This window comes from Methylobacterium sp. 2A (genome assembly GCF_009806555.1).
Taxonomy (GTDB): Bacteria; Pseudomonadota; Alphaproteobacteria; order Rhizobiales; family Beijerinckiaceae; genus Methylobacterium.
Genome location: NZ_VUOK01000036.1, coordinates 1 through 23818, shown reverse-complemented (window position 1 = coordinate 23818; position 23818 = coordinate 1). Strand labels below are relative to the sequence as shown.

The 23818-nt window shown below is 70.3% G+C and carries 20 protein-coding genes; 9 read left to right on the top strand and 11 right to left on the bottom strand.

Going from position 1 to position 23818, the window contains the following annotated elements:
- Nucleotides 1–211 precede the first annotated feature (211 nt).
- The 3 genes from FVE89_RS17835 to FVE89_RS17825 form a co-directional block, all read right to left on the bottom strand.
- On the bottom strand, nt 212–511 hold the full coding sequence (locus tag FVE89_RS17835) for a hypothetical protein (RefSeq protein ID WP_160535297.1): 300 nt from the start codon (nt 509–511) through the stop codon (nt 212–214).
- Nucleotides 508–819, bottom strand: coding sequence for an EthD family reductase (locus FVE89_RS17830; protein WP_160535296.1), 312 nt, complete (start codon nt 817–819; stop codon nt 508–510). Before FVE89_RS17830 ends, FVE89_RS17835 begins: the two co-directional genes overlap by 4 nt.
- A gap of 306 nt (nt 820–1125) precedes the next feature.
- Nucleotides 1126–2250, bottom strand: coding sequence for a hypothetical protein (locus FVE89_RS17825; protein WP_246730966.1), 1125 nt, complete (start codon nt 2248–2250; stop codon nt 1126–1128).
- A 571-nt stretch (nt 2251–2821) separates the two neighbouring features.
- Here FVE89_RS17825 and FVE89_RS17820 point away from each other — a divergent pair.
- From FVE89_RS17820 to FVE89_RS17800, 5 genes are all read left to right on the top strand, one after another.
- Nucleotides 2822–4210 carry a deoxyribodipyrimidine photo-lyase gene (locus FVE89_RS17820; RefSeq protein WP_160535295.1) on the top strand — a complete coding sequence of 463 codons (1389 nt, stop codon included), beginning with the start codon at nt 2822–2824 and terminating at the stop codon, nt 4208–4210.
- A gap of 383 nt (nt 4211–4593) precedes the next feature.
- A complete protein-coding gene (locus FVE89_RS17815; RefSeq protein WP_160535294.1) occupies nt 4594–6270 on the top strand; it encodes a cache domain-containing protein in 1677 nt (558 codons plus the stop codon).
- A 145-nt stretch (nt 6271–6415) separates the two neighbouring features.
- On the top strand, nt 6416–7765 hold the full coding sequence (locus FVE89_RS17810) for a chloride channel protein (protein WP_160535293.1): 1350 nt from the start codon (nt 6416–6418) through the stop codon (nt 7763–7765).
- A gap of 112 nt (nt 7766–7877) precedes the next feature.
- Entirely contained in the window at nt 7878–8057 is a 180-nt protein-coding gene (locus FVE89_RS17805) for a DUF1328 domain-containing protein (RefSeq protein ID WP_160535292.1), read from the top strand.
- Between the two features lie 23 nt (nt 8058–8080).
- Complete coding sequence (locus tag FVE89_RS17800) at nt 8081–8935, top strand: SDR family oxidoreductase (RefSeq protein WP_160535291.1); 855 nt, start codon at nt 8081–8083, stop codon at nt 8933–8935.
- Nucleotides 8936–9220: 285 nt separating this feature from the next.
- Here the strand turns inward: FVE89_RS17800 and FVE89_RS17795 are convergent, their stop codons facing one another.
- From FVE89_RS17795 to FVE89_RS17785, 3 genes are all read right to left on the bottom strand, one after another.
- Nucleotides 9221–10417: an acyl-CoA dehydrogenase family protein gene (locus FVE89_RS17795; protein ID WP_160535290.1), complete on the bottom strand. Its 1197-nt coding sequence runs from the start codon at nt 10415–10417 to the stop codon at nt 9221–9223.
- Nucleotides 10418–10464: 47 nt separating this feature from the next.
- Nucleotides 10465–11355: a transporter gene (locus FVE89_RS17790; RefSeq protein WP_160535289.1), complete on the bottom strand. Its 891-nt coding sequence runs from the start codon at nt 11353–11355 to the stop codon at nt 10465–10467.
- A gap of 545 nt (nt 11356–11900) precedes the next feature.
- A complete protein-coding gene (locus FVE89_RS17785; RefSeq protein ID WP_160535288.1) occupies nt 11901–12860 on the bottom strand; it encodes a cation diffusion facilitator family transporter in 960 nt (319 codons plus the stop codon).
- Between the two features lie 130 nt (nt 12861–12990).
- Between FVE89_RS17785 and FVE89_RS17780 the strand changes: the two genes are divergently transcribed.
- Nucleotides 12991–13428 (top strand): HIT family protein, encoded by a 438-nt coding sequence (locus FVE89_RS17780; protein ID WP_160535287.1) that lies wholly within the window; start codon nt 12991–12993, stop codon nt 13426–13428.
- Nucleotides 13429–13432: 4 nt separating this feature from the next.
- On the opposite strand, the gene FVE89_RS17775 is transcribed toward FVE89_RS17780, so the two are convergent.
- The 4 genes from FVE89_RS17775 to FVE89_RS17760 form a co-directional block, all read right to left on the bottom strand.
- Entirely contained in the window at nt 13433–13837 is a 405-nt protein-coding gene (locus tag FVE89_RS17775; protein ID WP_160535286.1) for a PilZ domain-containing protein, read from the bottom strand.
- A gap of 256 nt (nt 13838–14093) precedes the next feature.
- Nucleotides 14094–14324, bottom strand: coding sequence for a hypothetical protein (locus FVE89_RS17770; RefSeq protein ID WP_160535285.1), 231 nt, complete (start codon nt 14322–14324; stop codon nt 14094–14096).
- A 115-nt stretch (nt 14325–14439) separates the two neighbouring features.
- Nucleotides 14440–16539: an NAD(+) synthase gene (locus FVE89_RS17765; protein ID WP_160535284.1), complete on the bottom strand. Its 2100-nt coding sequence runs from the start codon at nt 16537–16539 to the stop codon at nt 14440–14442.
- Nucleotides 16540–16685: 146 nt separating this feature from the next.
- On the bottom strand, nt 16686–16943 hold the full coding sequence (locus tag FVE89_RS17760; protein ID WP_210254062.1) for a hypothetical protein: 258 nt from the start codon (nt 16941–16943) through the stop codon (nt 16686–16688).
- A 410-nt stretch (nt 16944–17353) separates the two neighbouring features.
- On the opposite strand from FVE89_RS17760, the gene FVE89_RS17755 reads away from it, so the two are divergent.
- Both FVE89_RS17755 and FVE89_RS17750 read left to right on the top strand, forming a co-directional pair.
- Nucleotides 17354–20668 (top strand): DNA translocase FtsK, encoded by a 3315-nt coding sequence (locus FVE89_RS17755; protein ID WP_246730977.1) that lies wholly within the window; start codon nt 17354–17356, stop codon nt 20666–20668.
- 211 nt (nt 20669–20879) lie between these two features.
- Nucleotides 20880–21794 carry an outer-membrane lipoprotein carrier protein LolA gene (locus FVE89_RS17750; protein WP_160535281.1) on the top strand — a complete coding sequence of 305 codons (915 nt, stop codon included), beginning with the start codon at nt 20880–20882 and terminating at the stop codon, nt 21792–21794.
- A 9-nt stretch (nt 21795–21803) separates the two neighbouring features.
- On the opposite strand, the gene FVE89_RS17745 is transcribed toward FVE89_RS17750, so the two are convergent.
- Nucleotides 21804–22535, bottom strand: coding sequence for a lysophospholipid acyltransferase family protein (locus tag FVE89_RS17745; protein ID WP_160535280.1), 732 nt, complete (start codon nt 22533–22535; stop codon nt 21804–21806).
- A gap of 160 nt (nt 22536–22695) precedes the next feature.
- Here FVE89_RS17745 and xth point away from each other — a divergent pair, with 160 nt between their 5' ends.
- Entirely contained in the window at nt 22696–23505 is an 810-nt protein-coding gene (gene xth, locus FVE89_RS17740) for an exodeoxyribonuclease III (RefSeq protein WP_160535279.1), read from the top strand.
- The last annotated feature ends 313 nt before the right edge of the window (nt 23506–23818 follow it).

Here is a 23818-nt window from a genome sequence, read left to right as displayed (position 1 = left end):
CTTCACGATTGAGCGGGAGCACCTGGCGGGCCGCTGCGCTGGCCTGTCTATCGGTTGGCAGCCGCGGCGTTCGTCGGCGGACCGATGGCGACAATCCAGCACCCGGATACCAGACCGGGTGCTTCTGCTCGGCCCGCCGGCCCTTCACCGCGGAATCGCGTGGAGGGCCGGCGGGCGCAAACGCCGCGAACACGCCGGCGGCGCGTGTTCGTCACGCCTCGTCCGGCAAGGGATCGCCGGTCCAGGTCGTCGCGAAGGCGGCAAGCTCCCGCGCCTGCGCGAAGGCCATGACGCTCACCGCCCGCTCGGCCGGCTCCGCGCCCGGATGGGGCGCGAGGCGGATCCTCACCCGCGCGAGGCGACCGCCGGGGGCATGGTCCGACAGCCAGGCCTGCGCCTCCGGGGTCAGGTGCTCCGGCCCCTCCAGAGCCCGCGAGTCGCCCCGCAGCACGATGACGTAGGTACCGAGGCTCGGGTCGGCCTCCTGCACCGCCTTGACGATATCGATCACGGGCTCTCCGCGAAGTCGTTGATCTGAACCTGCGCCTGGGCCTGGGTGAAGTTCGGGATGTCGGCGAAGATCTCGTTGCCGTGGGCGGCCACAGCCTTCTGAAAGGCCTCCGCGGACGCGAAGGTCAGCAGCGCCATGACCTGGAACGGCGCTGTGCCGCCGTCCGGTGTCCCGGTGCCCTTCACCACCTTGGCGTCGTGCAGGCCGAGCGCCGACCAGCGCTCCCGCACCAACGGCATGTGATGGCCGAGATAATAGCCCATGTCGAAGCTCGGGCCGGCCGGGTACATCACGCTGATCAGGATCATGGCGTTCCTTCTCCCTGAGCGGGTTTCGGTCTGCCCATCATGCGGCAGGCCGAGGGTCTTCACAAAGCGTCCCGGCGGCCGCGCGGCCGGGACGGAGCGCCCCGGTCGCTATCCGGAAGGCTCGGTTGCGTCGATCGCGCAGCGGCCCGGATCTAGGGCAACGCCGCCGGGAAGCGAGGGTTTGCCGGGCGCCATGATCGGGGCCGTCCGGGCCTGTCACCCGGGAGCGGATATCCCGTGACGGGAACGTCCGGTCCTCGGCCGTTCCGCCCAGCGGGCCCCATCCGCAGCGCCGGCTATGCCCATCTACGGGGCGCGCCGGGGCAGGCCGACATCCCCCACCGGGACGAATTTCTGCGCCCGCTTGCCGGTATCGACCTCGGTGGTGAAGACATCCCCGTGCGAATCGACCGCGAGGTTGTGGATCCAGTGGAACTGGCCGGCCATGCGCCCGTTCCGGCCGAAGGCGCCCACCACCGCGCCGGTGGCGCGTTCGAGGGTGCGGACCTCGTTGTTGGCCCCGTCGGCATTCAACAGGTAGGTCTGGTCCGCGTCCGGCCACAGGGCCAGCTCCCAGACCGAGCCGTTGGCCCGCGTGTTCTTCTCCACGAAGAACTCCGTGACGAAGCTCCCGTCCTTCCTGAATACCTGGACGCGATCGTTGGTCCGGTCGCAGACATAGACCAGCCCGTCCTTGGCGATGCGCACGCAGTGGACCGGATTGGCGAATTGCCGGGCCGGGGCGGCTGCCGGATCGTAGGGGCCGAGCTTGTCGTCGGTGGGCGGCTTGCCGTAGGCGCCCCACATCCGCTTGAACGCGCCGGTGTCCCGGTCGAACACGATGATGCGATGGTTGTAGTAGCCGTCCGCCACGTAGACTTCGTTCGCCGCCATGTCGAAATCGACATTGGCGGGTTTGCCGAGACGGCTGGTGTCGCGGCTGTCGGTCTGAGGTCCGGCCTTGCCGATCTGCAGCACGAACTTGCCCGCGGGCGTGAATTTCAGGAGCTGCCCGTCCGTGTCGCCGTTGCCGGCGATCCAGACGAAGCCCTGGCCGTCGATCTGGATGCCATGCTCGTTGGTCGGCCAGTCATAGCCGGTGCCGGGGCCGCCCCAGCTCCGCAGCAGGTTGCCGGCCTGGTCGAATTCCAGAACCGGCGGCGCCGGCTTGCAGCATTTGGTCCGGGGCGGATCGAGGCTCGCGGCCTTCTCGTCGTCGGTGAGGGTGCGGGGCCGCTGGATCACCCAGACATGGTCCTGCGCGTCCACCGCGACACCCGCGGCCTGACCCAGGATCCAGTCGTTCGGCAGCGGCTTCGGCCAGGATGGATCGACCTGGAAGCGCGGCGGCTCCGCGGCCGGCGCGGGGTGGGCGAGGGCGAGCAGGCAGGCGAGCGCCGGCAGCGCGGCAGAGATCCGGGTCGCGATCATCGGGGCGTGTCCTCCCGCGCCTGTTCCGGCGCTCGGCGCCAGCATGGCGCCGCGATCCGCCGGGATCCAGCCGCTCGGGGCAGGCTTCGGTGACAGAGGCGGGTCGGCCAAGGGGCCGGACAGAAAAAAGGCCACCCCACGAGGGGGCGGCCCGAAGTCTAGGGAGGAAACGCCCAAGAAGGGCTGCGGGACCGCGACGCCATCGCCATCCCGCGCTGCACAATCTGCGCGTCGGGCTGAAATTTTCAAGGCCATCAGGACAGCACCCCTGTCCTTTTATGCGGCCGCACACGTATCTCCGGGGATCTGTGTTGAAAATGCCGCAGGCGCCTGAGGGACGGTCGAAGTCAGATTAGCCGGCTCCGAAAGGCGTCGATCGATGCGTAAGTCGCTGACCTGATGCACGTTTGGGTCGCTGATCCCGGTCGCATCCCTGCGGTTCGACTATCGCTGCGCGTGTTTGCACCGCGGAGAGACGAAGACGCAATCCGCTCTAGCTCTCCGGCCAAGTCTTCGGCGCGCGGCGCAAAGAGTCTTCGGCGCGCGGCGCAAAGCGGGAATCAGGGTCAGCATGGCGATCCAGGGCGAGCGGATTCGGGTTCTCAACGATGTCGCGCCGCGTGAAGACGGGGCCTACGTCCTCTATCTGCTGCAGCAGGCCAACCGGGCGACGTTCAACCCGGCCCTCGAACTCGCCATCGAGGAGGCGAACCGCCTGAACCTGCCGGTGGTCGCCTGCTTCGGCCTGCTCGACGGCGCGAGCGGCTTTCCCGAGGCCAACGCCCGGCACTACGCCTTCCTGCTCCAGGGTCTCGCGGATGCGAAGGCGGGCCTGGAGGCGCGCGGAATCGGCTTCGTCATGCGCAAGGCCTCACCCGCGCAGGTCGCGATCGATCTCGCCGAGGAGGCGGCGCTCCTCGTCCTCGACCGCGGCTACCTCGCCATCCAGAAGGGCTGGTACGCGGAGATCGCCAAAGCGGTGAAGACCCGGATCGTCCAGGTCGAGGGCGACGTGGTGGTGCCGGTCGAGACCGCCTCGAAGAAGCACGAATTCGCCGCCCGCACCCTCCGGCCGAAGCTGAACCGGCTGTGGGACCCGTTCATCGCCGAATTGAAGCCGCGCAAGCCCAAGCACGCCGCCGGCCCGCTCAAGCTCGAGAGCGCGATCGACGTCTCGGATCCCGAGGCGGTGCTCGCCGGGATGACCCTCGACCGGGTGGTGGGGCCGGTGAATCGCTTCACCGGCGGCGAGACCCAGGCCCGCAGGCGCCTGAAGGCTTTCCTGAAGGACGGGTTCGCGGGCTACGGCGCGGACCGCAACATGCCGGAGGCGGCCGCCGCCTCGCATATGAGTCCCTACCTGCATTTCGGGCAGATCTCACCCGTGGAGATCGCCCTGGCGGTGCGCGCGGCCAGGACGGGCGACGATGACGACCGCGGCGCCTATCTGGAGGAGCTGATCGTCCGGCGCGAGCTCGCGATGAACCACGTCTTCTACACGCAGGGCTACGATTCCTACGAGAAAGCCGTGCCGGACTGGGCGCGCAAGACGCTCGCCGAGCACGCGGAGGACGAGCGTCCGCACGCCTATTCGGAGGAAGAGCTGGCGGCCGGCGAGACCCACGACCGCTACTGGAACGCCGCGATGCGGGAGATGCGCGAGACCGGCTACATGCACAATCAGCTGCGCATGTACTGGGGCAAGAAGATCCTCGAATGGTCCCCCTCGCCCGAGGAGGGGTTCGCCCGCACGCTCCGGCTGAACAACCGCTACTTCCTGGACGGGCGCGACCCGAATTCCTTCACCAACGTCGCCTGGGTCTACGGCCTGCACGACCGCCCCTGGCAGAAGCGCAAGGTCTTCGGCACCGTCCGCTATCAGAGCGAGAACTCGCTGAAGAAGTTCGACGCGAAGGCCTATGTGAAGGCGGTGGAGAAGCTTTGCGCCGCGGAGGGGTGAGGGAGGCGCGCCGAGCGCGGTGGGGTCCGGTTTCCGGGTCCGAACCTGCCGCACCCCGCGCGCGATGCACCCGTTCGGCTTGGCTGGAGCGGGGGCAGGGCCGGCCGTGCCGTGCCCTTCGGAAAGGCGGACGAACCGCACGCTTGCCGACCGGATATGCAACCTGTGAATGTAATCGCTCAACGCATGATGTTTATCGTTTAAGCTCCGGATAATATCTTATATTCGATCCGGTTCAACGTTTCTTAAGTCCCGACAATACATCACGACTAGGGGTATTCATGCTCCCTGGCTGGGCTCAGCCGCAGCCGCGGTGGCATGGCCCGCCCCGCTTCCCGCGATGCCTGCGCGCCCTCTTCCGGGGCGAAGGATGACAGCCCTCCATGACCGTCCGCATCGGCGCCCGCATCCAGGGCATCACCCTCGTCGCGCTTCTCGGCATGGCGGCCCTGATCGGCTTGGCGGTCTGGGGCCTGTCGCAGGCCGTCACCGAGGCGCGGGAGCTGCAGACGCGCAACCTCGTCGAGACCGCCCACGGCGTGCTCGGCTATTTCGAGGGCGAGGAACGGGCCGGCCGCATGAGCCGCGATGCCGCCCAGCAGGCCGCGATCGCCGCCGTGCGAAGACTTCACTACGCGGGCAACGAGTATTTCTGGATCCAGGACATGCAGCCGCGCATGGTGCTGCACCCGAAGGCGGAGCTGATCGGCAAGGACATCGCCGGGATCACCGACGCCAACGGCAAGCACCTCTTCACCGACGTGGTCGAGCAGGTGAAGCGGTCCGGCGGCGGCCTCGTCCCCTACCAGTGGCCGAAGCCCGGCGTCGATGCGCCCGCCGCCAAGATCTCCTACGTCCAGGGCTTCGCGCCGTGGGGCTGGATCATCGGAACCGGCATCTATGCCGACGACACCGCTGCCCAGCTGCGTCCCACCCTGGTGACGCTCCTCGCCGGCGCCGTCGTCGCGGTGGCCGCCATCGCCCTGCTGGCGATGCTGGTCGGCCGCGGCGTCGCGCGCCCGATCCGGGGGCTGACCGAGGCCATGACGGGCCTCGCGGCGGGCGATCTCGACCGGGTCGTGCCGAAGGCGGCGCGGGCCGACGAGATCGGCCGCATGACCGACGCCGTGCATGTCTTCAAGGACAGCCTGCTGCGCACGCGGGCGCTGGAGAGCGAGACCGTCCAGGCGCGGCTCGCCGCGCAGGAGCAGCGCCGGATCGGGATGCGCCAGATGGCCGACGGCTTCGAGGGTGCGGTCGGCACCATCGTCGGGCTCGTCTCCGCCTCGGCCACGGCGCTGCAGGCCACCGCCCAGAAGATGACGCTCACGGCCACCGCGACGGCGAGCCAATCCACGATGGTCGCTGCCGCCGCCGAGGAGGCCGCCTCCAACGTCGGCACCGTGGCGGCGGCCGCCGAGGAACTGGGCTCTTCGGTCCAGGAGATCGGGCGGCAGGTGCAGAACTCGGCCAGTCTCGCGCATCGCGCCGTCCGCGAGGCCGACGAGACCGGCGCCCAGGTTGAGGAACTCAGCGCCGCCGTGTCCCGGATCGGCGACGTGGTCGGGCTGATCTCGAAGATCGCCGGGCAGACCAACCTCCTCGCCCTGAACGCCACCATCGAGGCCGCCCGTGCGGGGGCGGCGGGGAAGGGCTTCGCGGTCGTGGCCTCCGAGGTCAAGGAACTCGCCGAGCAGACCGCCAGGGCCACCCACGAGATCTCGGGGCAGATCACGGGGATCCAGGCCTCGACGGAGCAGGCGGTCACGGCGATTGCGTGCATCACCGGGCGCATCCGCGAGATCAGCGACGTGGCGACCTCGATCGCCGCCGCCGTCGAGGAGCAGGGCGCGGCCACGCAGGAGATCGTCCGGAACGTGAGCCAAGCCGCTTCGGGCACCGGCGCCGTGACCGGCAACATCGCGGGCGTCGCCGGCGCCGCGGAGGAGACCGGGGCGGCGGCGGGCGCGGTGCTGGGTGCCGCCGCGGAACTGTCCCACCAGTCCGAGCGCCTCACGGCGGAGGTCGGGCACTTCCTCGCCACCGTCCGCGCGGCCTGATCCCGACCGGGGCCGCGGTTGCCGCCGAGACGGTCGCCTGCGCGCCGCGACCTGGGCCATTCCTCGCGTGTTGCGCTATACGTCCCTTCCGGCAGCGCGGGTGCAGTGCTCAATCATGGTGGAAATGCGCGACGACGTGCGGGATATGACCGGCTCCCCCCGCCCGCGGCGCTCCCGCTATCGCCGCTCGATCATGCGCCTGCGTTCCGCCTCGCTGGAGGCCTACCCGCTCTGGCGCGGGCGTCTGCTGTTCCTGGCGGGGGGCATCTGCGTCGGCCTCGCCGCCGTGCTGATGGCCAAGGGGGCCGATCTCGCGCAGGAGGGGTTCCGGCGGCTCCTCGCGATCTCCCCGCTGATCGCCCTGGTGCTGACCCCCGCGGGCTTCGCGCTCGCCGCGCTGCTCGCCCGCACGGTGTTTCCGAACTCGCAAGGGTCGGGCATCCCGCAGGTGATCGCCGCCCGGCATGCCCGGGACGCGCGCTTCCGCTATTCGCTGATCTCCCCCCGGGTGGCCCTCGGCAAGGTGCTGGTGCTGTTCCTCGGCCTGTTCTGCGGCGCCTCCGCGGGCCGTGAGGGGCCGACCGTGCAGGTCGGCGCCGCCATCATGGCGGCCTTCGGCCGGTTGACGCCGGACCGCCTGCCGGGCCTGCTGCTGGCGGGCGGCGCGGCCGGCGTCGCGGCGGCTTTCAACACCCCGCTCGCCGGCATCGTGTTCGGCATCGAGGAGCTGGGCCGGGCCTACGAGGCGCGCTCCTCCGGGCTGATCGTGGCCGGCATCGTGGCGGCGGGCCTGACCTCCCTGTGGCTCCTGGGCAATTACACCTATTTCGGCACCACCCAGGCCGAGCTGCCGCTCGATGCGAGCTGGGTCGTGCTGCTGATCGCCGTCACCGGCGGACTCGCCGGCGGCCTGTTCAGCCGGATCGTGATCCTGTTCGCCCGGGGGCTGCCCGGGCGGGCGGGCCGCTTCGTCCGGACGCGGCCGATCGTGTTCGCGGCCGCCTGCGGCCTGTGCGTCGCCCTGTGCGGCCTCGCCTCCGGCGGGACGGCCTACGGCACCGGCTACGAGGAGGCCCGGAACATCCTCCACGGCGAAACGGCGGCCGGCTTGTCCTATGCACCGCTCAAATTCGCCGCCACGGTGCTGAGCTCGATCAGCGGCATCCCGGGCGGGCTGTTCGCGCCCTCGCTCGCGGTCGGCGCCGGCCTCGGCGGCACGGTCCATGGCCTCCTGCCGGCCATGCCGGTCGGCGCCCTCGTGCTGATCGGCATGGTGGCCTACCTCACGGGCGTGCTCCAGGCGCCGATCACCAGCTTCGTCATCGTCACCGAGATGACCCAGAACCACGCCATGATGATCCCGCTGATGATCGCGGCGCTCCTCGCCGACGCCGCCTCGAAGGCGGTCTGCCGGGGCGGGCTCTATCACACGCTCGCCGAGATCATGCTGGAGCGCGCCGACGTGCCGGCGCAGCCGGTCGCGAAAACCGCCTGACCGGGCTTGAGAAAATAAGCGGCTCGGGCGGGAATCGGCGGAACGGTCTCGCTTGGCGCCGGTTGAGGCAACGAAACGCGGCCCGCTCGTCGGGCGCCTGTGGAGCGACGCCATGACCCTCCTGAAATGGGCCCTCATCTGCTTCGTGATCTCGCTGATCGCCGGTGGCCTCGGCTTTACCGGCATCGCCTCGGGCGCAGGGTCGCTCGCCCGGATCCTGTTCGGCCTGTTCCTGCTGATCGCCATCGTGATCGTGGTCATCGCCTTCGCGGTCGGCCAGGTGGTGTTCTAAGGCGGTCTTCGGAGGACAGCGTGATGCGCGGCAAGGTCTGCCTCGTCACTGGGGCGACCAACGGCATCGGCTACGAGACCGCGCTCGACCTCGCGCGCCTGGGTGCGCGGGTCGGCCTCGTCGGGCGCGATCCCGGGAAGACCCGGGCCAGCGCCGAACGGATCCGCGCCGCGGTCCCGGGGGCGGCGGTCGATCCGCACGTCGCCGACCTGTCGGCCCAGGCCGAGATCCGGCGGCTCGCCGGGACCCTGCGTGCGGCCTATCCGCGGCTCGACGTGTTGGTGAACAATGCCGGCGCGATCTTCGACCGCCGGACGCTCACCGTCGATGGAATCGAGCGCACCTGGGCGCTCGACCATCTGGGCTATGTACTGCTGACGCTCGAACTCCTCGACACCCTCAAGGCCTCGGCGGCGGCCGGCGGCAAGCCGCGCATCGTCAACGTCGCCTCCGCGGCCCATTACCGGGGGCATGTCGATTTCGACGATATCGAGGGCGCCCGGCGCTACGGGGCCATGCGGGCCTACGCGCAGGCCAAGCTCGGCAACGTGCTGTTCACCTACGCGCTCGCCCGGCGGCTGCGGGGCGAGGGCATCACCGTGAACGCCCTGCATCCGGGGGTGATCAACACGGGCTTCGCCCGGAACACCGGCGGCCTGTTCGGCACGGCGTGGTCGCTGATGCGGCCGTTCCTGACCACGCCGGAGAAGGGCGCGCAGACCTCGCTCCATGTGGCGAGCGCCCCGGAACTCGACGGCGTGACCGGCCGCTACTTCTCCCATTCAAGGCCGAAGACCTCCTCGGCGGAGAGCCGCGACGAGGCGGTGCAGGAGCGGGTCTGGACGCTGAGCCTGAAGCAGGTCGGGCGGAGTGCGTAGGTCAAGCCGGCGTCGCGGGGGCCGACCCGTGTTGGTCGCCGGCGGCCTGACACCGGCGCGTCCATGAGCGCGGGCAGGATCGCGTACCGCGCCTGCCCGCGCGGCCTCGCCGGAACGGGACGGGGGCGCAGGGCGACGATTCCGGGACGACACGGCTTCCGCCTCCGGTCGGGCGCATCACCGCACGCGAAGATTCCGCCGGCCCCGATCCGCGACGGCCTCCACGAACCTGCCGCAACCCGGCCGCCGGCTTCGCGGACGCGCACCGCCGATCCTCTCGAGGCGCTATTCCCCGCCCTCGTAGAACAATTCCAGGGGCTGCCCGAAGACGGACTTGCCGATCCAATCCCGGGCGATGACGTTCGACGGACCCATGGCGATGGCCGCCCGGGCATCGCGGAAGGCCCGCTCGATCGGGCCGCTGCTGTAGCCATAGCCGCCCGTGACCGTCAGGGCCGCGGCCGCGGCCGTGTTGGCGACCTCGGCCGCGTGAACCTTGAACTCCGTCAAGGCGATGAGGAGCTCGCTCTGCGGTTTGCCGGCCGCCCAGAGAGCATCGAGCTGGGTGGCCAGATGCCTGCGCCAGGGTCCCAGGGATTCGGCCAGCACCTTGGCCTTGGCGATTTCCTGGCGGATCGCCTGATACTCGGACAGGCTCCTGTTCTTGTCCTTGTGGACGAAACCCTGCGTGTGGGTGATCGCCCTGTCGAGCACGCCCCGTGCCACGCCTTCCCAGACCGCGCCGAGGCCGATGAGATAGACGGGCGAGAGGCCGTTGTAGATGATCTCCTTCCCCTGGTTCTCCGCGCCAAGGCGGTCGCGGGCCTGAACCTTGACGCCGTCGTAGCGCAATGCCCCGGAGTGGTTGGCCCGCACGCCGAGCGCCGACCAGGGACCCGGCACGATGCCGGGCGCCTTGCCATCGACGATGAAGAACGTGATATCGCCCTGATCCCGCGCCTCCGGTGAACGGGTCTGCAGAATGTAGAAGTCGGCGTGGCCGGCGCTGGTGGTGAACGACTTCTCGGCATTGATCAGATAGTCGGCGCCGTCACGCGCGGCCTGCGAGAAGTTGAACCACCAATGACCGCCGGTGGCCCGCTCGCTGCACGAGTAGGTTCCGAGCGCCGCGCCGCGGGTGTCGCGCAGCCAGCGTTCCTTCTGATCCTCCGTGCCGTAGAGGTTGATCGTCTGTGCGGCCCCGACATGCATGACGTAGATCAGGCCCGTCGAGGCGTCGGCCTGACCGATGCGATAGGACGCCTCGGCGAAATCGACGAGTCCGAGCCCAAGTCCCCCGTGGTGGGCCGCGTTGAGAACGCCGGTCCAACCGGATTCCGCCAGTGCCGCGATCGACTCGGTCGGGAAGCGGCTCTCGCGGTCGTTGCGGTCCGCGTGGACGCGTACGGCGCTGTCGATGGCAAACTGAAGGCGGTCGTCATCATTCACGCCGCTTACGCGCGCGAGGGCCGTGCCCGTCATGGCTTTCTCCGGATCGGTCGAGGGGGGCGAGATGGGATAGAGCGAGATCAGTACCGGGCCTTGAGGACGGGCGCCGGCGCGGGCGGTGCGGGGTTCCAGAGCGGGAGCGTGATCCGGCCGTAGACGCGCGTGTCGTAGCCGCCGGCGACCTGATTGACCGCGACCACGCTGCGCGTTGCCAGCAACTCCACGTTGACGGGGCCGAACTGATAGCCGACGAGCCCACCCAGGGAGACCTGCCTGGAGCGGGCCGCACCGTACCGGTTGCGCGCGGTGTCGGTGAGGTCGGTCGTCGCGCTGCCGACGAGGCCGACCTCGAATCGATCGATGTGCCTCACGATCGCGAAATCGACATCCGCCGTGTCAGGCTGCAGCTGAATGCCCGTCGATCGGTCCGCTCCGCTGTGAAGGTAGATGAAGTTCGCGTTCAGGCTCCAGTCCCCGTTGTTGAAGGCGAGCGCTGCGATGTCCGCGAAAGTGAAGAAGTTGCCGCCGAGGCCGATGTTGTTGCCGATATCCGTGCTGACCGGGAAGAAGCCTCCCGCCCAGTTGGCGAAGGACCAACCGGATCCGAGCGGCCAAGCCAGACCGACGAGGGCGGCCGGATTGTAGACGCTGACATGGGACGATGACGTGCCGCTGCCGGCGCCGGGGTTGATGCCGAGCCCAAGCGCGGGGGCGAAACCCACCGCTTCGAGATGGCCGCCGAGAATGTCGACCGGCGTCGACCAGAGGAGCACCGGGATATTCACGAAGGCGTCGACCTCCCGGATCCCGGGGGCGAGATGCGGTCCGGTGCGCGCGACGAAATACGGCTCGTCGACGAAATAGAGGCCCTCGGGAAGGGGCAGTCCGAGCGGCAGATTCGAGGTCCACCCCGCCGGGCTGACCGGGTCGGCTATGGCGGGGGTGCCGTAGCCGATCGAAAAGACCGCCATGACGCTCATAAGGCGAAGAAGTGACGTGACGCGCATCGTTGCGGAAATTCCAATATTATACTGAATGAATTCGATGATTGACCTCGCGGTCGACAGGTTTCAGGATGGCACGACGTTCCTGCAAAGAACAGCGAAGCATCTTTCCTTTTGGTTTGACTTGGGAGATGCATGATTTGCGGATTGGGCCGAGAGGCTCACAATTGTATTCCCGCTGTCCGGCAGCTTTCGCGGCGGCGTCTGGACCGGGCATGATCTCGCGGATCGAGGCCGCCTCCGGCGCGACTCGACGAAGGGTCGCCGTGTGGGTCTGGCGGCCTGCTCGGGGTGCTTCGGATCACGTCGGGCGGGGCGTCGTCCGGAACGGCGGTTGCCGGCTTCGAAAACAGGAGGAGGCGTGATCGAAGATCCGGCCCGCCCTCGTCCCATCTGCGATCACCGTGGAGGCGCCGCGGCCCCGGGGCGGCAGCCTGCGTCTGGGCCGCCGGCGGGGATCATCGCGCCGGGTTCAGCGGATCGCGGGGCGGCCTCGTCGCGGCGTCCCGGGTTCAGGCCGCCCGCCGCACCACGTGATCCCCCTGCTGCTGGATCTCGATGAACACCCGGGTCACGTCCGGATTGCGTTCCTTGAGCGCCCGGTCGAGGCGGGTCACGAGGCCCTCGACCTCGCCCGCGCTCAGATCATCGGTCATGTCGATGCTGAGATTGACCAGGATGTCGGCGGGGCCGAGATGCTGCGTCAGCACCTCGTTGACGTGGAGCACCCCGGGCTCGGCCCGGGCGCGTTCCGAGATCGCCGCGACGACCTCGGGATCGGCGGCCTCGCCGATCAGGAGGCCGTGGGTCTCGACCATCAGGAACACCGCCATCCCGACCAGCACGAGACCGATGCCGACCGAGGCCCAGCCGTCGAGACTCGGCATGTCCAGGAGATGGCCGAGCCCGACCCCCGCGAGCGCGATCAGGAGGCCGATCAGCGCGGCGGTATCCTCGGCCAGCACCGTGAACAGGGTCGGGTCCTTGCTGCGCCGGATCGCCCGCACGGCGGAATGCTTGCCCTTCTCGGCCCAGAACTGCCGCATCGCCACGAAGAACGAGGTGCCCTCGGCCGCGATGGCGAAACCGAGGATCGCGACGTTCACCCAGATCCCGGGCAGCCGGTAGCCGAAGAGCTCGGCGTCGACGTCGGGCTCGGGATGGCGGACCCGCGCGATGCCCTCGTAGATCGCGAAGACGCCGCCGCCGAGGAAGATCATCAGCGCGACCACGAAGGCGTAGAAGTAGATCTCGCGGCCGTAGCCGAACGGGTGGCGGTCGTCGGCCGGCCGCTCGGACCGCTTCATGCCGACGAGCAGCAGCACTTGGTTGGCGGTGTCGACCAGCGAATGCACGCCCTCGGCGAGCATCGCGGTCGAACCGGTCAGCGCCCCGCCAAAGAACTTCGCTGCCGCGATGGCGAGGTTGGCGCCCGCCGCCGCGTAGATCGCCCCCGTGCTCTCATGCGCCATCCGGTAACCTCTGCACGCCATCCGCTCCGACCGCGGCGGTGCAAGCGTTCCCGGGCGCGGCGGGTTCCCATGTGGACGCGGCCGGGCGGCCCGTGCAACCTGTCGCCGCCCAAGGTTTTCCGGAGGCGGCATGGCCGACGCGCACTACGACCCCGACAACGTCTTCGCCAAGATCCTGCGCGGCGAGATCCCCTGTCACCGCGTCTATGAGGACGCGCAGACGCTGGCCTTCATGGACGTGATGCCCCAGGGCGAGGGCCATACCCTGGTGATCCCGAAGGCGCCGGCCCGGGGCCTGCTCGACGCCGAGCCCGAATCGCTCGCGGCCCTGATGGCGAGCGTGCAGCGCGTCGCCCGGGCGGTGAAGGCGGCGTTCCAGGCGGACGGGCTGACCCTGTTCCAGTTCAACGAGCCGGCCGGCGGCCAGACCGTGTTCCACCTGCATGTCCACGTCATCCCGCGGCGCGAGGGCGTGCCGCTGAAGCGCCACGAGGGCGGCATGGCCGACAACGCGGTCCTGGCCGAGCACGCGGCGCGCATCCGCGCGGCGCTCGACGCGCAGGGGTGAACGATCAGGCCGCGCTCGCCGAATCGCCCTGGGCCATGCTGGCGAGCAGCCGGCGCAGGGCGGCGTTCTCGGTTTCCAACTCGCTCACGCGCCGCAGCAGCATGGTCACGGAGGCCTCGGTCGCCGCCGGATCGGGCGCCGCCCCGGCCGGGGCGCGGGCGGGCTCCTCGAAGGTGACGCCGATCCCGTCCTCCCGCCGCCAGCGCAGGGTCGACCGGTAGGTGCGGTCCTTCTGCGGGATGTAGAGGTCGAACACCTCCGGCAGCGTCGTGGCGTCGCTCATGACGAGGCGCGCGCCGGACGAGGACATGTCGCGCACGAGGCAGTCGAAGCTGGACGATCCGTTGTTGAAGACGATGCGGCCCTTGAGGAAGACCCTCTGGCGCGTCTCTCGGCGGTGCTCCGACATCGGGCGGCTCCGGAAGAATAGCGATCCGGGAAGGTCTGCACGCCAGCCCTTAAGGAATCTTCGCCGGGATACCGGACTCGGGGCCTAAGTCGCGGGTGGATACCGGTCGAGAGGGACGGGGAGACAGGTTCATGCCCGAGGGCTGCTGGGGCAGTTAACGGCTCCGCACGTCTCCCTCCCCCGCAGAGGGGGGAGGGGGAGCTACGGAAGCGACTGCTCCCGTTCTCGAACGATGATCTGCGAACACGCAGCCCGCTCACGCCACGAAGCGTCGGTCCACCGTCTGGAACAGGTAGAAGCCGTTGAACCGCACCGCCGTGTCGGCGGCCCGGTCGTCGAAGCCGAGGGGCTGGCGACTGCCGTCGCAGAGCTTGCCGCCGAAGGTCCAGCGGCCCGCGCCGATGAAGGGCGGCACCGTGCTCGCCTCCGGAACCGCGCAGCAGAGGCCCTCCTCGCCCTTGAGCTGGAACAGGTTGTAGCTTCGCATACGAAGTCCTCCGCCTGGCCGCCCGCGAAGCCGATTTTCCAGTCCAAAAAACTTGCACTGCGAAGAATCGGCTTGACCGTGCTTATAATGGCACAATCCGTCGAGTTTGTGACGGTCAAGTTTCGGGGACGTTTCGGGCGAGTTCGTCGAGCCAGATCCGCGCCGACCCGTCGGACGGCGCGCGCCAGTCGCCCCGCGGCGAGAGCGAGCCGCCGGCCGAGACCTTCGGGCCGTTCGGCAGCGCCGAGCGCTTGAACTGGCTGAAGCCGAAATAGCGGCTCAGGAAGACCCCGAGCCAGCGGCGGATCTCGGGGAGGTCGTAGGCGACCCGCTTGGCCTCGGGGAAGTCCGGCGCCCAGAAGCCGCGTTCCTTGTCGCCCCAGGCATGCAGCGCCAGGAAGGCGATCTTCGAGGGCCGGAACCCGTGGCGCAGCGTGTAGAACAGGTTGAAATCCTGCAGCGCGTAGGGGCCGATCGTCCCTTCCGTGCTCTGCGGGCTGTCGTCCTGGTCCATCGGCACCAGCTCGGGGGAGATCTCGGTATCGAGGATCGCCTGGAGGGTGCGGGCCTCCTCGGGGCCGACCTCGCCGTTGCCGATCACCCAGCGGATCAGGTGCTGGATCAGGGTCTTGGGCACGCCGGCATTGACCGCGTAATGGCTCATCTGGTCGCCGACGCCGTAGGTGCACCAGCCGAGCGCCAGCTCCGAGAGGTCACCGGTGCCGACCACGAGGCCGCCCGCATGGTTGGCGAGGCGGAACAGGTAATCGGTGCGCAGGCCCGCCTGCACGTTCTCGAAGGTCACGTCGTAGACCGCCTCGCCCTTGGCGAAGGGGTGGTCCATGTCGGCGAGCATCTGCTTGGCGGCCGGGCGGATGTCGATCTCGGCGGCCGTGCAGCCGAGCGCCTTCATGAGGGCGTGGGCGTTGGTCTTGGTGGCGTTCGAGGTGGCGAAGCCCGGCAGCGTGTAGGCCAGGATGTCCGAGCGCGGGTAGCCGAGGCGGTCGAAGGCCTTGGCGATCACGATCAGCGCGTGGGTCGAATCGAGGCCGCCCGAGACGCCGATGATGGCCTTTCGGGTGCCGGTGGCCTCCAGCCGCTGGGCGAGCCCGGCCACCTGGATGTTGTAGGCCTCGTAGCAATCCTGCGCGAGGCGCGTCGGGTCGGCCGGGACGAAGGGGAAGCGCTCGATCCGGCGGATCAGCCCGAGATCCGCCTCCGGCGGGTCCAGCCGGAAGGGGACGCGGCGATAGGCGAGGGCGTGGCGGCGCGCGTCGTCGTCGAAGCTGCCGGCCTGGAGGCGCTCCTGGGCGATCAGGTCGAGGTCGATATCGGCCATCGTGGCGACCGGACCCTCGGGGAAGCGCTCGCCCTCGGCGAGGCGCACGCCGAGCTCGTCGATGCTGGTCTGGCCGTCCCAGGACAGATCGGTGGTCGATTCGCCCTGGCCCGCGGCGGCGTAGACATACGCGCAGGCGCCGCGCATCGAAGCGGCCCGCGACAGGAGCGCCCGCGACTCGGCCCGGCCGACCGTGATCGGGCTGCCCGAGAGATTCGCCAGCACCGTGGCGCCGGCCAGGGCCGCGCGCATGCCGGGGGGCTCGGGCACCCACAGGTCCTCGCAGATCTCGACGCCGACCACGAGGCCCGGCAGGTCCTCGGCCGGGAACAGCAGGTCGGTGCCGAAGGGCGCCTCGTGGATGGTGCCTTGGCCCGCGACCCGGATGGTCTCGCCCACGATCCCGGCGCCGGAGGCGAAATGGCGCTTCTCGTAGAACTCCCGGTAATTCGGCAGGAAGGTTTTGGGCACCACGCCGAGCAGGCGGCCGCCCTGGATGGCCAGCGCGCAGTTGTAGATCCGGTGGCGCCAGCGCAGCGGCGCGCCGACGAGCAGCAGCGGGCGCAACGACGCCGATTCGGCGATCACCCGGGCGGCTTCCGCCTCGACGGCATCAAGCAGGGTCTGCTGCAGCAGCAGGTCCTCGATCGCGTAGGCCGAGAGGCCGAGTTCGGTGAAGACCGCCAGCGCCGCGCCCGCATCGTGACAGGTCTGGGCGAGGGCGAGCACCGCGTCGGCGTTGCGCGCGGGCTCGGCCGGATGGCTGCGGCCCGTGCAGGCCGCGACCCGGGCGAAGCCGTGGCGATAGAGGGAGCGGAAGCCGGCCGGTCCGAGACCCCGGGGATCGGCGGGAGAGGGGGGAGGCGGCTGGGTCACGGGCACCTGTCCGGGCGAGGGGGCGTCGCGTTTATATGGCGTTCGGGGGCGGGACACGACATGGCCGTCCGGGAATAACCCCGCGCGTGGCGCACCCATGTTCTCCAAGACCTTGCGGCCCGGGAAGCGGCGCCCGGCGGTGTGCGTCAGGGCCGGTCGAACCGCCGCGCCGAGCGGGCGTCGCGTTGGGCGTTCACGCGGGCGTTCTCGTCGCGCCAAGCCCGCTCGCTGTCGCGCTGGGCCTGCCGGCGCAGGATCTCGGTCTGCTGTCGCTGGCTGGCCGCAATATCGTTCAGCGCGTTGAGTTCGCGTTGCCGGGCGAAGTTTTGGGCGAACTCTTGGGCGAGGGCCGGGGCGGAGGCCAGAATGCCGACGGTGAGAGCGATGGCGGTGAGCGCGCGCATGATCGATCCGGCTTGCCGATGCGGAATCATCCTCAGCACAGACGTCATGAACGCAGGCAGCATGACGGCGCAGGAGATGCGGATGTCATAGGGACTCGTCCCGAAGCGGTCTGATTGAGCGGGGCGCGGCGGCTTTCCCGCAGGGCGAGAATCCCGTTCCGGAAGCCCCCCGTCGCGCCAACGAAAGCCCATAGGGTTGCCGCCAGATCGGCCCGCGGCAAGCCTCCATTAACGACGAATGGCCTAACTCAGGGCAGCCCGCCGCGCACCGGCGGATCCCTGTTTCGAGTATCGTTCGAGAACCCATGCGCGCATCGGGACGGCCTCCGTACTCCCACCGTGACCCCGCCCGCCCGGTGCGCGGCGGCGACCGCTCGGGCCTCTCTCTGGGAGCCCTGGCGCACCGGCTGATGGCGCTCCGCGCGAGCCTCACCCGCCGTCTCTCCGGGTCGACCGCCGGGCTACCGGTGCGGCCCGCCTATGGTGCCCTCGCGCGCCGGGCGGAGCCGAGCTGGCTGACCGCGCCGGCCGCGATGGTCGGGCGCGACATGCCGGAGCGCTCGACGCGTCCGCGCACCGCCCCGCCCGAGCACGTCTGGCCGGACGCGGTCTTCGACGACCGGGCGAGCCTCGATGCCCCGGAGGCCCCGGTGTTCGAGAGCCGGATCGACCGCAGTGCCTCCACGCCGGGCGTGCTGGTGCGCCAGCCGCGCCGGCCCGCCGCCATCGCGCCCGACCACGCCCCGGAAGCCGCTCCGACGAGGGCCCCCATCGCCGCGCCGCTTCCGGCCATGACGCCCTCGGCGGTGCGCTACACCCGCACGCCCGATTCGGTGCTGCAGGAGCGCCGCCAGCGCGCCCTTGAGGCCGAGCGCGTCGCCCTGGAGCGGGCCCGCGCCGAGGCGCAGGCCGCAGCGCTCGCCCTGGAGACCGAGCGGGCCGCCCGCGAGCAGGCGGAGCAGGAACAGGCCGAACGCGCACGGATCGCCGAAGCGCAGGCCGAGCAGGCCGCCGCCACGGACGTCCTGTCCGGCCCCGCGCCCGACGCCGAGGTGGTGCCCCTGTGGCGCCAGCCCTTCGTCGCCCCGCCGGGAGTCCGCTTCTTCCGCACGCCGGATCGTCGGCCGGTCCGGCCCGCCGTCGAGCTGTCCGCCTCGACGGCCGCGATCGCCCCGGTCGCCGTCGACTCCGTCGCTCTTGAGCCGGCTATTCAGGAGGCCGTCGCCCAAGCGGTCGAAGCTCAAGCGGCCGGAGCAGAGGCGGCCCAGCCGAACGGGCTCGCGGCTTCCGCCGAGGTTCCGGCCCAGGACTGGTCCGACCTGCCGGATTGGTCGGAGGTCCAGCCCTGGTTCGGCGGCGGCGACTGGTCGTCCGTCGAGGCCTGGGCGGCGCTGGAGCCGCAGGCATCCGAGGCCGCTCCGGCGCCGGTCGCCCCCGAGGCCGCCGAACTGCCGCCGCGCCCGGTCTACGTCCTCGACCGGCTCGTGCGGTTCGACCAGCCGCCGCGCCCCGCCGACGGGCAGGATAACGGCCGGACGCAGGCGCCCGAACCCGCCCGGAGCGAGGCCGCGGACGCGGCGATCCGCAGCGCCTTCCTGCCGGCCGCCCCGGTGTCGGCTCCCGCGCCGGCCGGCCTGTCGCTGGTCTTCGGCCCGGGCAGCGCCGCGGCCGAGCCTCCGGCCGCCCCTGCGCCCGAAACGCCGCGCCGTGCGCCGATGCTCAACGCCATGGCGGCCCGGGCGGCGATCCGCGCGGCCGGCCAGCCGACCCCCGCGCCGGCCGCTGCGCCGGTCCAGCCCGTGGCTGCGCCCGCACCGGTCGCGTCCGGCCCCGCGCGCGCCGAGGCCGAGCGGGTGGTGATCCCGATGACCCCGCGCCCGGTCCTGCTCCGGGGCAAGCTGGCGCCCCAGCCCGAGCCGGCCCCGGTCGAGATCGAAGCCGAGGCCGAGATCGAGGCCGAGGTCGAAGCCGCGCCGATCCCGTCGGCGATCGAGCCGGTCGCTCCCGAGCCAGTCGCCGTTCCGGCCGCGCTCCCCGTGGTCGCGCCCCGGGCGCACCTGATCCCGGCCGGCCGCCATCTTGAGATCGCGCCGATCGAGAACGCCGATTACGAACTGCCCTCCCTCGAACTGCTCGCGCTGCCGGCGCCGGGCGGCAGCGAGGAGGTCGATGCCGACGTGCTGGAGCAGAACGCCCTCAACCTGCAGCAGACGGTCCAGGATTTCGGCGTGCGCGGCGACATCCTGGCGGTGCGGCCCGGCCCGGTCGTCACCCTGTACGAGCTGGAGCCGGCGCCCGGCACCAAGTCGAGCCGCGTGATCGGCCTGTCGGACGACATCGCCCGCTCCATGTCGGCGGTCTCCGCCCGTGTCGCGGTCGTGCCCGGCCGGAACGTCATCGGCATCGAATTGCCGAACGAAACCCGCGAGACCGTCTACCTGCGCGAACTCCTCGCCTCGGCCGACTTCGCCGAGAGCAAGCACAAGCTGGCTTTGTGCTTAGGAAAAAACATCGGCGGCGAGCCGATCATCGCCGACCTCGCGCGCATGCCGCACCTGCTCGTTGCCGGCACCACCGGCTCGGGCAAGTCGGTCGCCATCAACACCATGATCCTGTCGCTGCTCTACCGGCTCAAGCCCGAGGAGTGCCGCCTGATCATGGTCGATCCCAAGATGCTGGAGCTGTCGGTCTACGACGGCATCCCGCACCTGCTCTCCCCGGTCGTCATCGATCCCAAGAAGGCGGTCATCGCCCTCAAATGGGCCGTGCGCGAGATGGAGGAGCGCTACAAGAAGATGGCCAAGATCGCGGTCCGCAACATCGACGGCTACAACGCCCGGGTCGCCGAGGCGGCCGAGCGCGGCGAGGTGCTGACCCGGACCGTCCAGACGGGCTTCGACCGCCATACCGGTGAGGCGATCTACGAGGACGAGGCGATGGACCTCGCGCCTCTGCCGTACATCGTGATCGTGGTGGACGAGATGGCCGACCTGATGATGGTGGCCGGCAAGGACATCGAGGGCGCGATCCAGCGTCTGGCCCAGATGGCGCGGGCGGCGGGCATCCACCTGATCATGGCGACGCAGCGCCCGTCGGTGGACGTGATCACCGGCACGATCAAGGCGAACTTCCCGACCCGGATCAGCTTCCAGGTCACGAGCAAGATCGACTCGCGCACGATCCTCGGCGAGATGGGCGCGGAGCAGCTGCTCGGCCAGGGCGACATGCTGTTCATGGCCGGCGGCGGGCGCACGACCCGCGTCCACGGGCCGTTCTGCTCGGACAGCGAGGTCGAGACCGTCGTGGCGCATCTCAAGCGCCAGGGCCGCCCCAGCTACCTCGACGCCGTCACGGCCGACGATGCGCCCGAGGAGCCCGTGAAGGAGAGCGGCCGGGGCCGGGGCAAGGCCGCCGCCGACAAGGCCGAGCGGTCCGACGAGCCCGCCGAGGAGGCTCCCGTGTTCGATATCGGCGCTTTCGCGGCGGCGACCGGCGGCGAGTCGGACGACCTCTACAAGCAGGCCATCGAGGTGGTGCTGCGCGACGAGAAGGCCTCGACCAGCTACATCCAGCGCCGCCTTCAGATCGGCTACAACCGCGCGGCCTCGATCATGGAGCGGATGGAGATCGAGGGGATCGTCGGCCCGGCCAACCACGCCGGCAAGCGCGAGATCCTGGTCGCCGGCGTGCCGCACAGCTCGGCCGGGATGTACGACGACGAGTGAGTCGCTGCCCGGGCCGCTTCCCGCAAGGCGGCCCGGGCGTCGCATCTTCGCCACAGGGCGGGGTTCTAAGAGCCTGTCACAAAACTCCCGCTGTGCCGTTGCGGTCAGCGGGAAAACTCCCGGTGCCCGGGCGTTTTGTGAGGAGCCTAAGCCTCGTCCCGCCCTCGTTTGCCGTCGGAGCCCGCCTGCGGGCACCCAGGAGACTTTGCCGATGATCGGCCGCCGCATCCGCACAGCCGGCTCCGTGTTCGCCGCCGGGCTGTGGCTCGCGACCGCCAACCCGGCCGAGGCGCAGGTCGGCGCCTTCATCGACAGCCTGTTCGGCCACAAGGAGGAGCCGGCCCAGCAGCCGGAGGCCGCACCGGCTCCCGCGCCCGCCAAGAAGGCCGCGCCCAAGAAGGACGCCGCCAAGGACGCCGCCAAGGACGCGAAGGCCGGGGCCAAATCCGCGAAGACCGCCGAGAAGGCCGAGCACAAGGCGCCCGAGTCGAAAACGGCCGAGTCCAAGGTCGCGGCCGTGGGTGCGCCCGCTTCGGTCGCCCCCGCCGAGCCCGCGGATGCCGCCACCCTGCTGGCCCAGGCCAACGCCTACTTCAACGGCATCAACACCCTGACGGGCAACTTCATGCAGATCGGTGCCGACGGGCGCCGGATCGGCGGCAAGCTGACGCTCGCCAAGCCCGGGCGCCTGCGCTTCGATTACGACCAGCCCTCGCCGCTGGAGGTGGTGGCCGACGGCACCTCGGTGGCGGTGCGCGACCGCAAGCTCAACACCCAGGACCTGTACTTCATCGCCCAGACGCCGCTGAAATTCCTGCTGCGCGAGAAGATCGACCTCGCGCGCGACCTCACTGTCACCGACGTCGCGAACGACCCGACCGGCGTGCGCTTCGACCTGGAGGATCGCGCGACGCTGGGCGGCACCTCGAAGATCCAGCTGTTCTTCGATCCCGATGTGAAGACCCTGTCGCAGTGGCGGATCACCGATCCGCAGGGCTACATCACCACGGTGACGCTCTCGAACCTGCAGAAGGGCAAGAGCGTCGACGGCAGCCTGTTCTTCATCAATTACGGACGGGCCGAGGACAAGGCGATGCAGCAGCAGATCCAGCAATCGCAGCAGTAGCGGGCGTCGTCACGCCGCCGTGGCGTCGAGGCCGGCGCCGCGCCAGCGGTCGAGTTCCCGGTCGATCGCCCCCTCGGTGCCGCGCAGGAACTCCGCGGCCGGCAGGCCCGGCGCGACGGCGGCGAGGTAGCTCACCACCACGGTCCCGGCCCGGGTCGCCGCGCCGCCCGGCCAGAACAGCCCGGAATTCAGCGCCACCGGCACCACCGGCAGGCCGAGCCGCCCGTAGAGCAGCTCGACGCCGCGCTTGAAGCGCAGCGGCGCCGCGATGCCGCCGCGGGTGCCCTCGGGGAAGATCAGCACCGACCGCCCGGCCGCCACGGCGGCGCGGCCCTCGTCGATCATGGTGCGCAGGGCCTGGGTGCCGTTGCCGCGGTCGATGACGATCATCGGCGAGCGCCGCAGGAACCAGCCGACCACCGGGATCGCCAGGAGCTCCCGCTTGGCGACGATCGCCACATCCGGCACCAGGACCAGGAAAGCCAGCGTCTCCCAGGTCGATTGATGGTTGGCGACGATCAGGCAGGGCTCGGCGGGCAGGTGCTGGCGGCCCTCCTCGACGTAGCGCAGCCCGACGATGCGCCGAAGCCCGGCCAGGATCCCGCGCGCCCAGAGCCGCGTGGCGCCGCGGATCGGCCGTTCGGGGGATCCGCTTAGGAGGAAGATCACCAGGGGGATGAGGAACAGGGTCGTCCAGGCAGCCCAGTAGGCAGCGAACAGGAACGAGCGGGCATGGGCCATGGCAGGGCCTCCACGAGGGGCCCGGGACAGGGCAGGGGCCGGGCATAGCGCGTGCCCGCCGGGCGCGCACGGCCTTTTGCCCCATCCACGGCGAGCGGACTGTCGCGGCCTGCGAAATCCGCTATCGGATCTGGACCCGATCCGAACCCCGGCGCCGCCCGTGCAGCTCACCGTCACCACCTGGAACATCAACTCGGTGCGCCTGCGCATCGATCTCGTGCTGCGCTTCCTCGCCGAGCAGAAGCCGGATGTGCTCTGCCTGCAGGAGACCAAGTGCCCGGACGACGCCTTCCCGCTGAAGGCCCTGCGCGGCTCCGGCTACGAGCACGTGATGTTCGCCGGCCAGAAGGGCTACAACGGCGTCGCGATCCTCTCGCGCTTCCCCCTGCACAGCCGCGCCGTGATGGGCTTCTGCGAGCGGCAGGACGCCCGCCATATCTCGGCGGTGCTGGGGCCGGAGGCGGGGGCCGCCGCCGGGATCGTGCTGCACGATTTCTACGTGCCGGCCGGCGGCGACGTGCCGGACCGCGATCTCAATCCGAAATTCGGCCACAAGCTCGACTTCCTGTCCGAGCTGCGCGCCTGGGGCGGCAAGCGCGTCTCGGGCCCGGCGATCCTCGTGGGCGACCTCAACGTCGCGCCGCTCGAACACGACGTCTGGTCGCACAAGCAGCTCCTCGACGTGGTGAGCCACACGCCCGTGGAGACCGAGGCGCTGGAGATCCTGCGCGGCGAGGCCGGCTGGATCGACACGGCGCGCCACCTCACCCCGGAGCCGGAGAAGATCTATACGTGGTGGAGCTACCGCTCCCCCGACTGGGCGGCGGCCAACAAGGGCCGGCGCCTCGATCACCTCTGGGTCTCGCCCGACCTCGCCGGCACGGTCCGCAAGGTCGAGGTGTTCCGCGACGCCCGCGGCTGGGAGCGCCCCTCCGACCACGCGCCGGTCACATTGACGCTGGCGCTCTGATCCCGAACCCGCAGCGGAACCGCGGCTTGGGCCGGGCATTGCCCGCTCACGATGCCGTGACGCGAGGTGACCCGATGCGCAAGATCCTGATCGCCTTCCTCCTTCCCCGAGTCGTTTCGTTCCTCCGCGATCGCTACGGCAAGCCGCACGCGGCCCGCGGACGGGCTTTCTAAGCTGGCAAACGGCCTGCGCGCGGCTGTGACGGCCGGGCGCAGGCGGTGCGTCCGGTCCTGGCCCTAGGGTGTGAACCGAACCAAGCTATTGCAAGGTTTGTGGTTTTGTGATTCCAGGCGGCCGTTTTGCGGCCTGGAGG

Coding starts and splice junctions, on each gene's coding strand:
- FVE89_RS17830 (WP_160535296.1), bottom strand. CDS start 819: ATGATCCTGATCAGCGTGATGTACCCGGCCGGCCCGAGCTTCGACATG.
- FVE89_RS17825 (WP_246730966.1), bottom strand. CDS start 2,250: ATGATCGCGACCCGGATCTCTGCCGCGCTGCCGGCGCTCGCCTGCCTG.
- FVE89_RS17820 (WP_160535295.1), top strand. CDS start 2,822: ATGGCGATCCAGGGCGAGCGGATTCGGGTTCTCAACGATGTCGCGCCG.
- FVE89_RS17815 (WP_160535294.1), top strand. CDS start 4,594: ATGACCGTCCGCATCGGCGCCCGCATCCAGGGCATCACCCTCGTCGCG.
- FVE89_RS17810 (WP_160535293.1), top strand. CDS start 6,416: ATGACCGGCTCCCCCCGCCCGCGGCGCTCCCGCTATCGCCGCTCGATC.
- FVE89_RS17805 (WP_160535292.1), top strand. CDS start 7,878: ATGACCCTCCTGAAATGGGCCCTCATCTGCTTCGTGATCTCGCTGATC.
- FVE89_RS17800 (WP_160535291.1), top strand. CDS start 8,081: ATGCGCGGCAAGGTCTGCCTCGTCACTGGGGCGACCAACGGCATCGGC.
- FVE89_RS17795 (WP_160535290.1), bottom strand. CDS start 10,417: ATGACGGGCACGGCCCTCGCGCGCGTAAGCGGCGTGAATGATGACGAC.
- FVE89_RS17790 (WP_160535289.1), bottom strand. CDS start 11,355: ATGGCGGTCTTTTCGATCGGCTACGGCACCCCCGCCATAGCCGACCCG.
- FVE89_RS17785 (WP_160535288.1), bottom strand. CDS start 12,860: ATGGCGCATGAGAGCACGGGGGCGATCTACGCGGCGGCGGGCGCCAAC.
- FVE89_RS17780 (WP_160535287.1), top strand. CDS start 12,991: ATGGCCGACGCGCACTACGACCCCGACAACGTCTTCGCCAAGATCCTG.
- FVE89_RS17775 (WP_160535286.1), bottom strand. CDS start 13,837: ATGTCGGAGCACCGCCGAGAGACGCGCCAGAGGGTCTTCCTCAAGGGC.
- FVE89_RS17770 (WP_160535285.1), bottom strand. CDS start 14,324: ATGCGAAGCTACAACCTGTTCCAGCTCAAGGGCGAGGAGGGCCTCTGC.
- FVE89_RS17760 (WP_210254062.1), bottom strand. CDS start 16,943: ATGCGCGCGCTCACCGCCATCGCTCTCACCGTCGGCATTCTGGCCTCC.
- FVE89_RS17755 (WP_246730977.1), top strand. CDS start 17,354: ATGGCGCTCCGCGCGAGCCTCACCCGCCGTCTCTCCGGGTCGACCGCC.
- FVE89_RS17750 (WP_160535281.1), top strand. CDS start 20,880: ATGATCGGCCGCCGCATCCGCACAGCCGGCTCCGTGTTCGCCGCCGGG.
- FVE89_RS17745 (WP_160535280.1), bottom strand. CDS start 22,535: ATGGCCCATGCCCGCTCGTTCCTGTTCGCTGCCTACTGGGCTGCCTGG.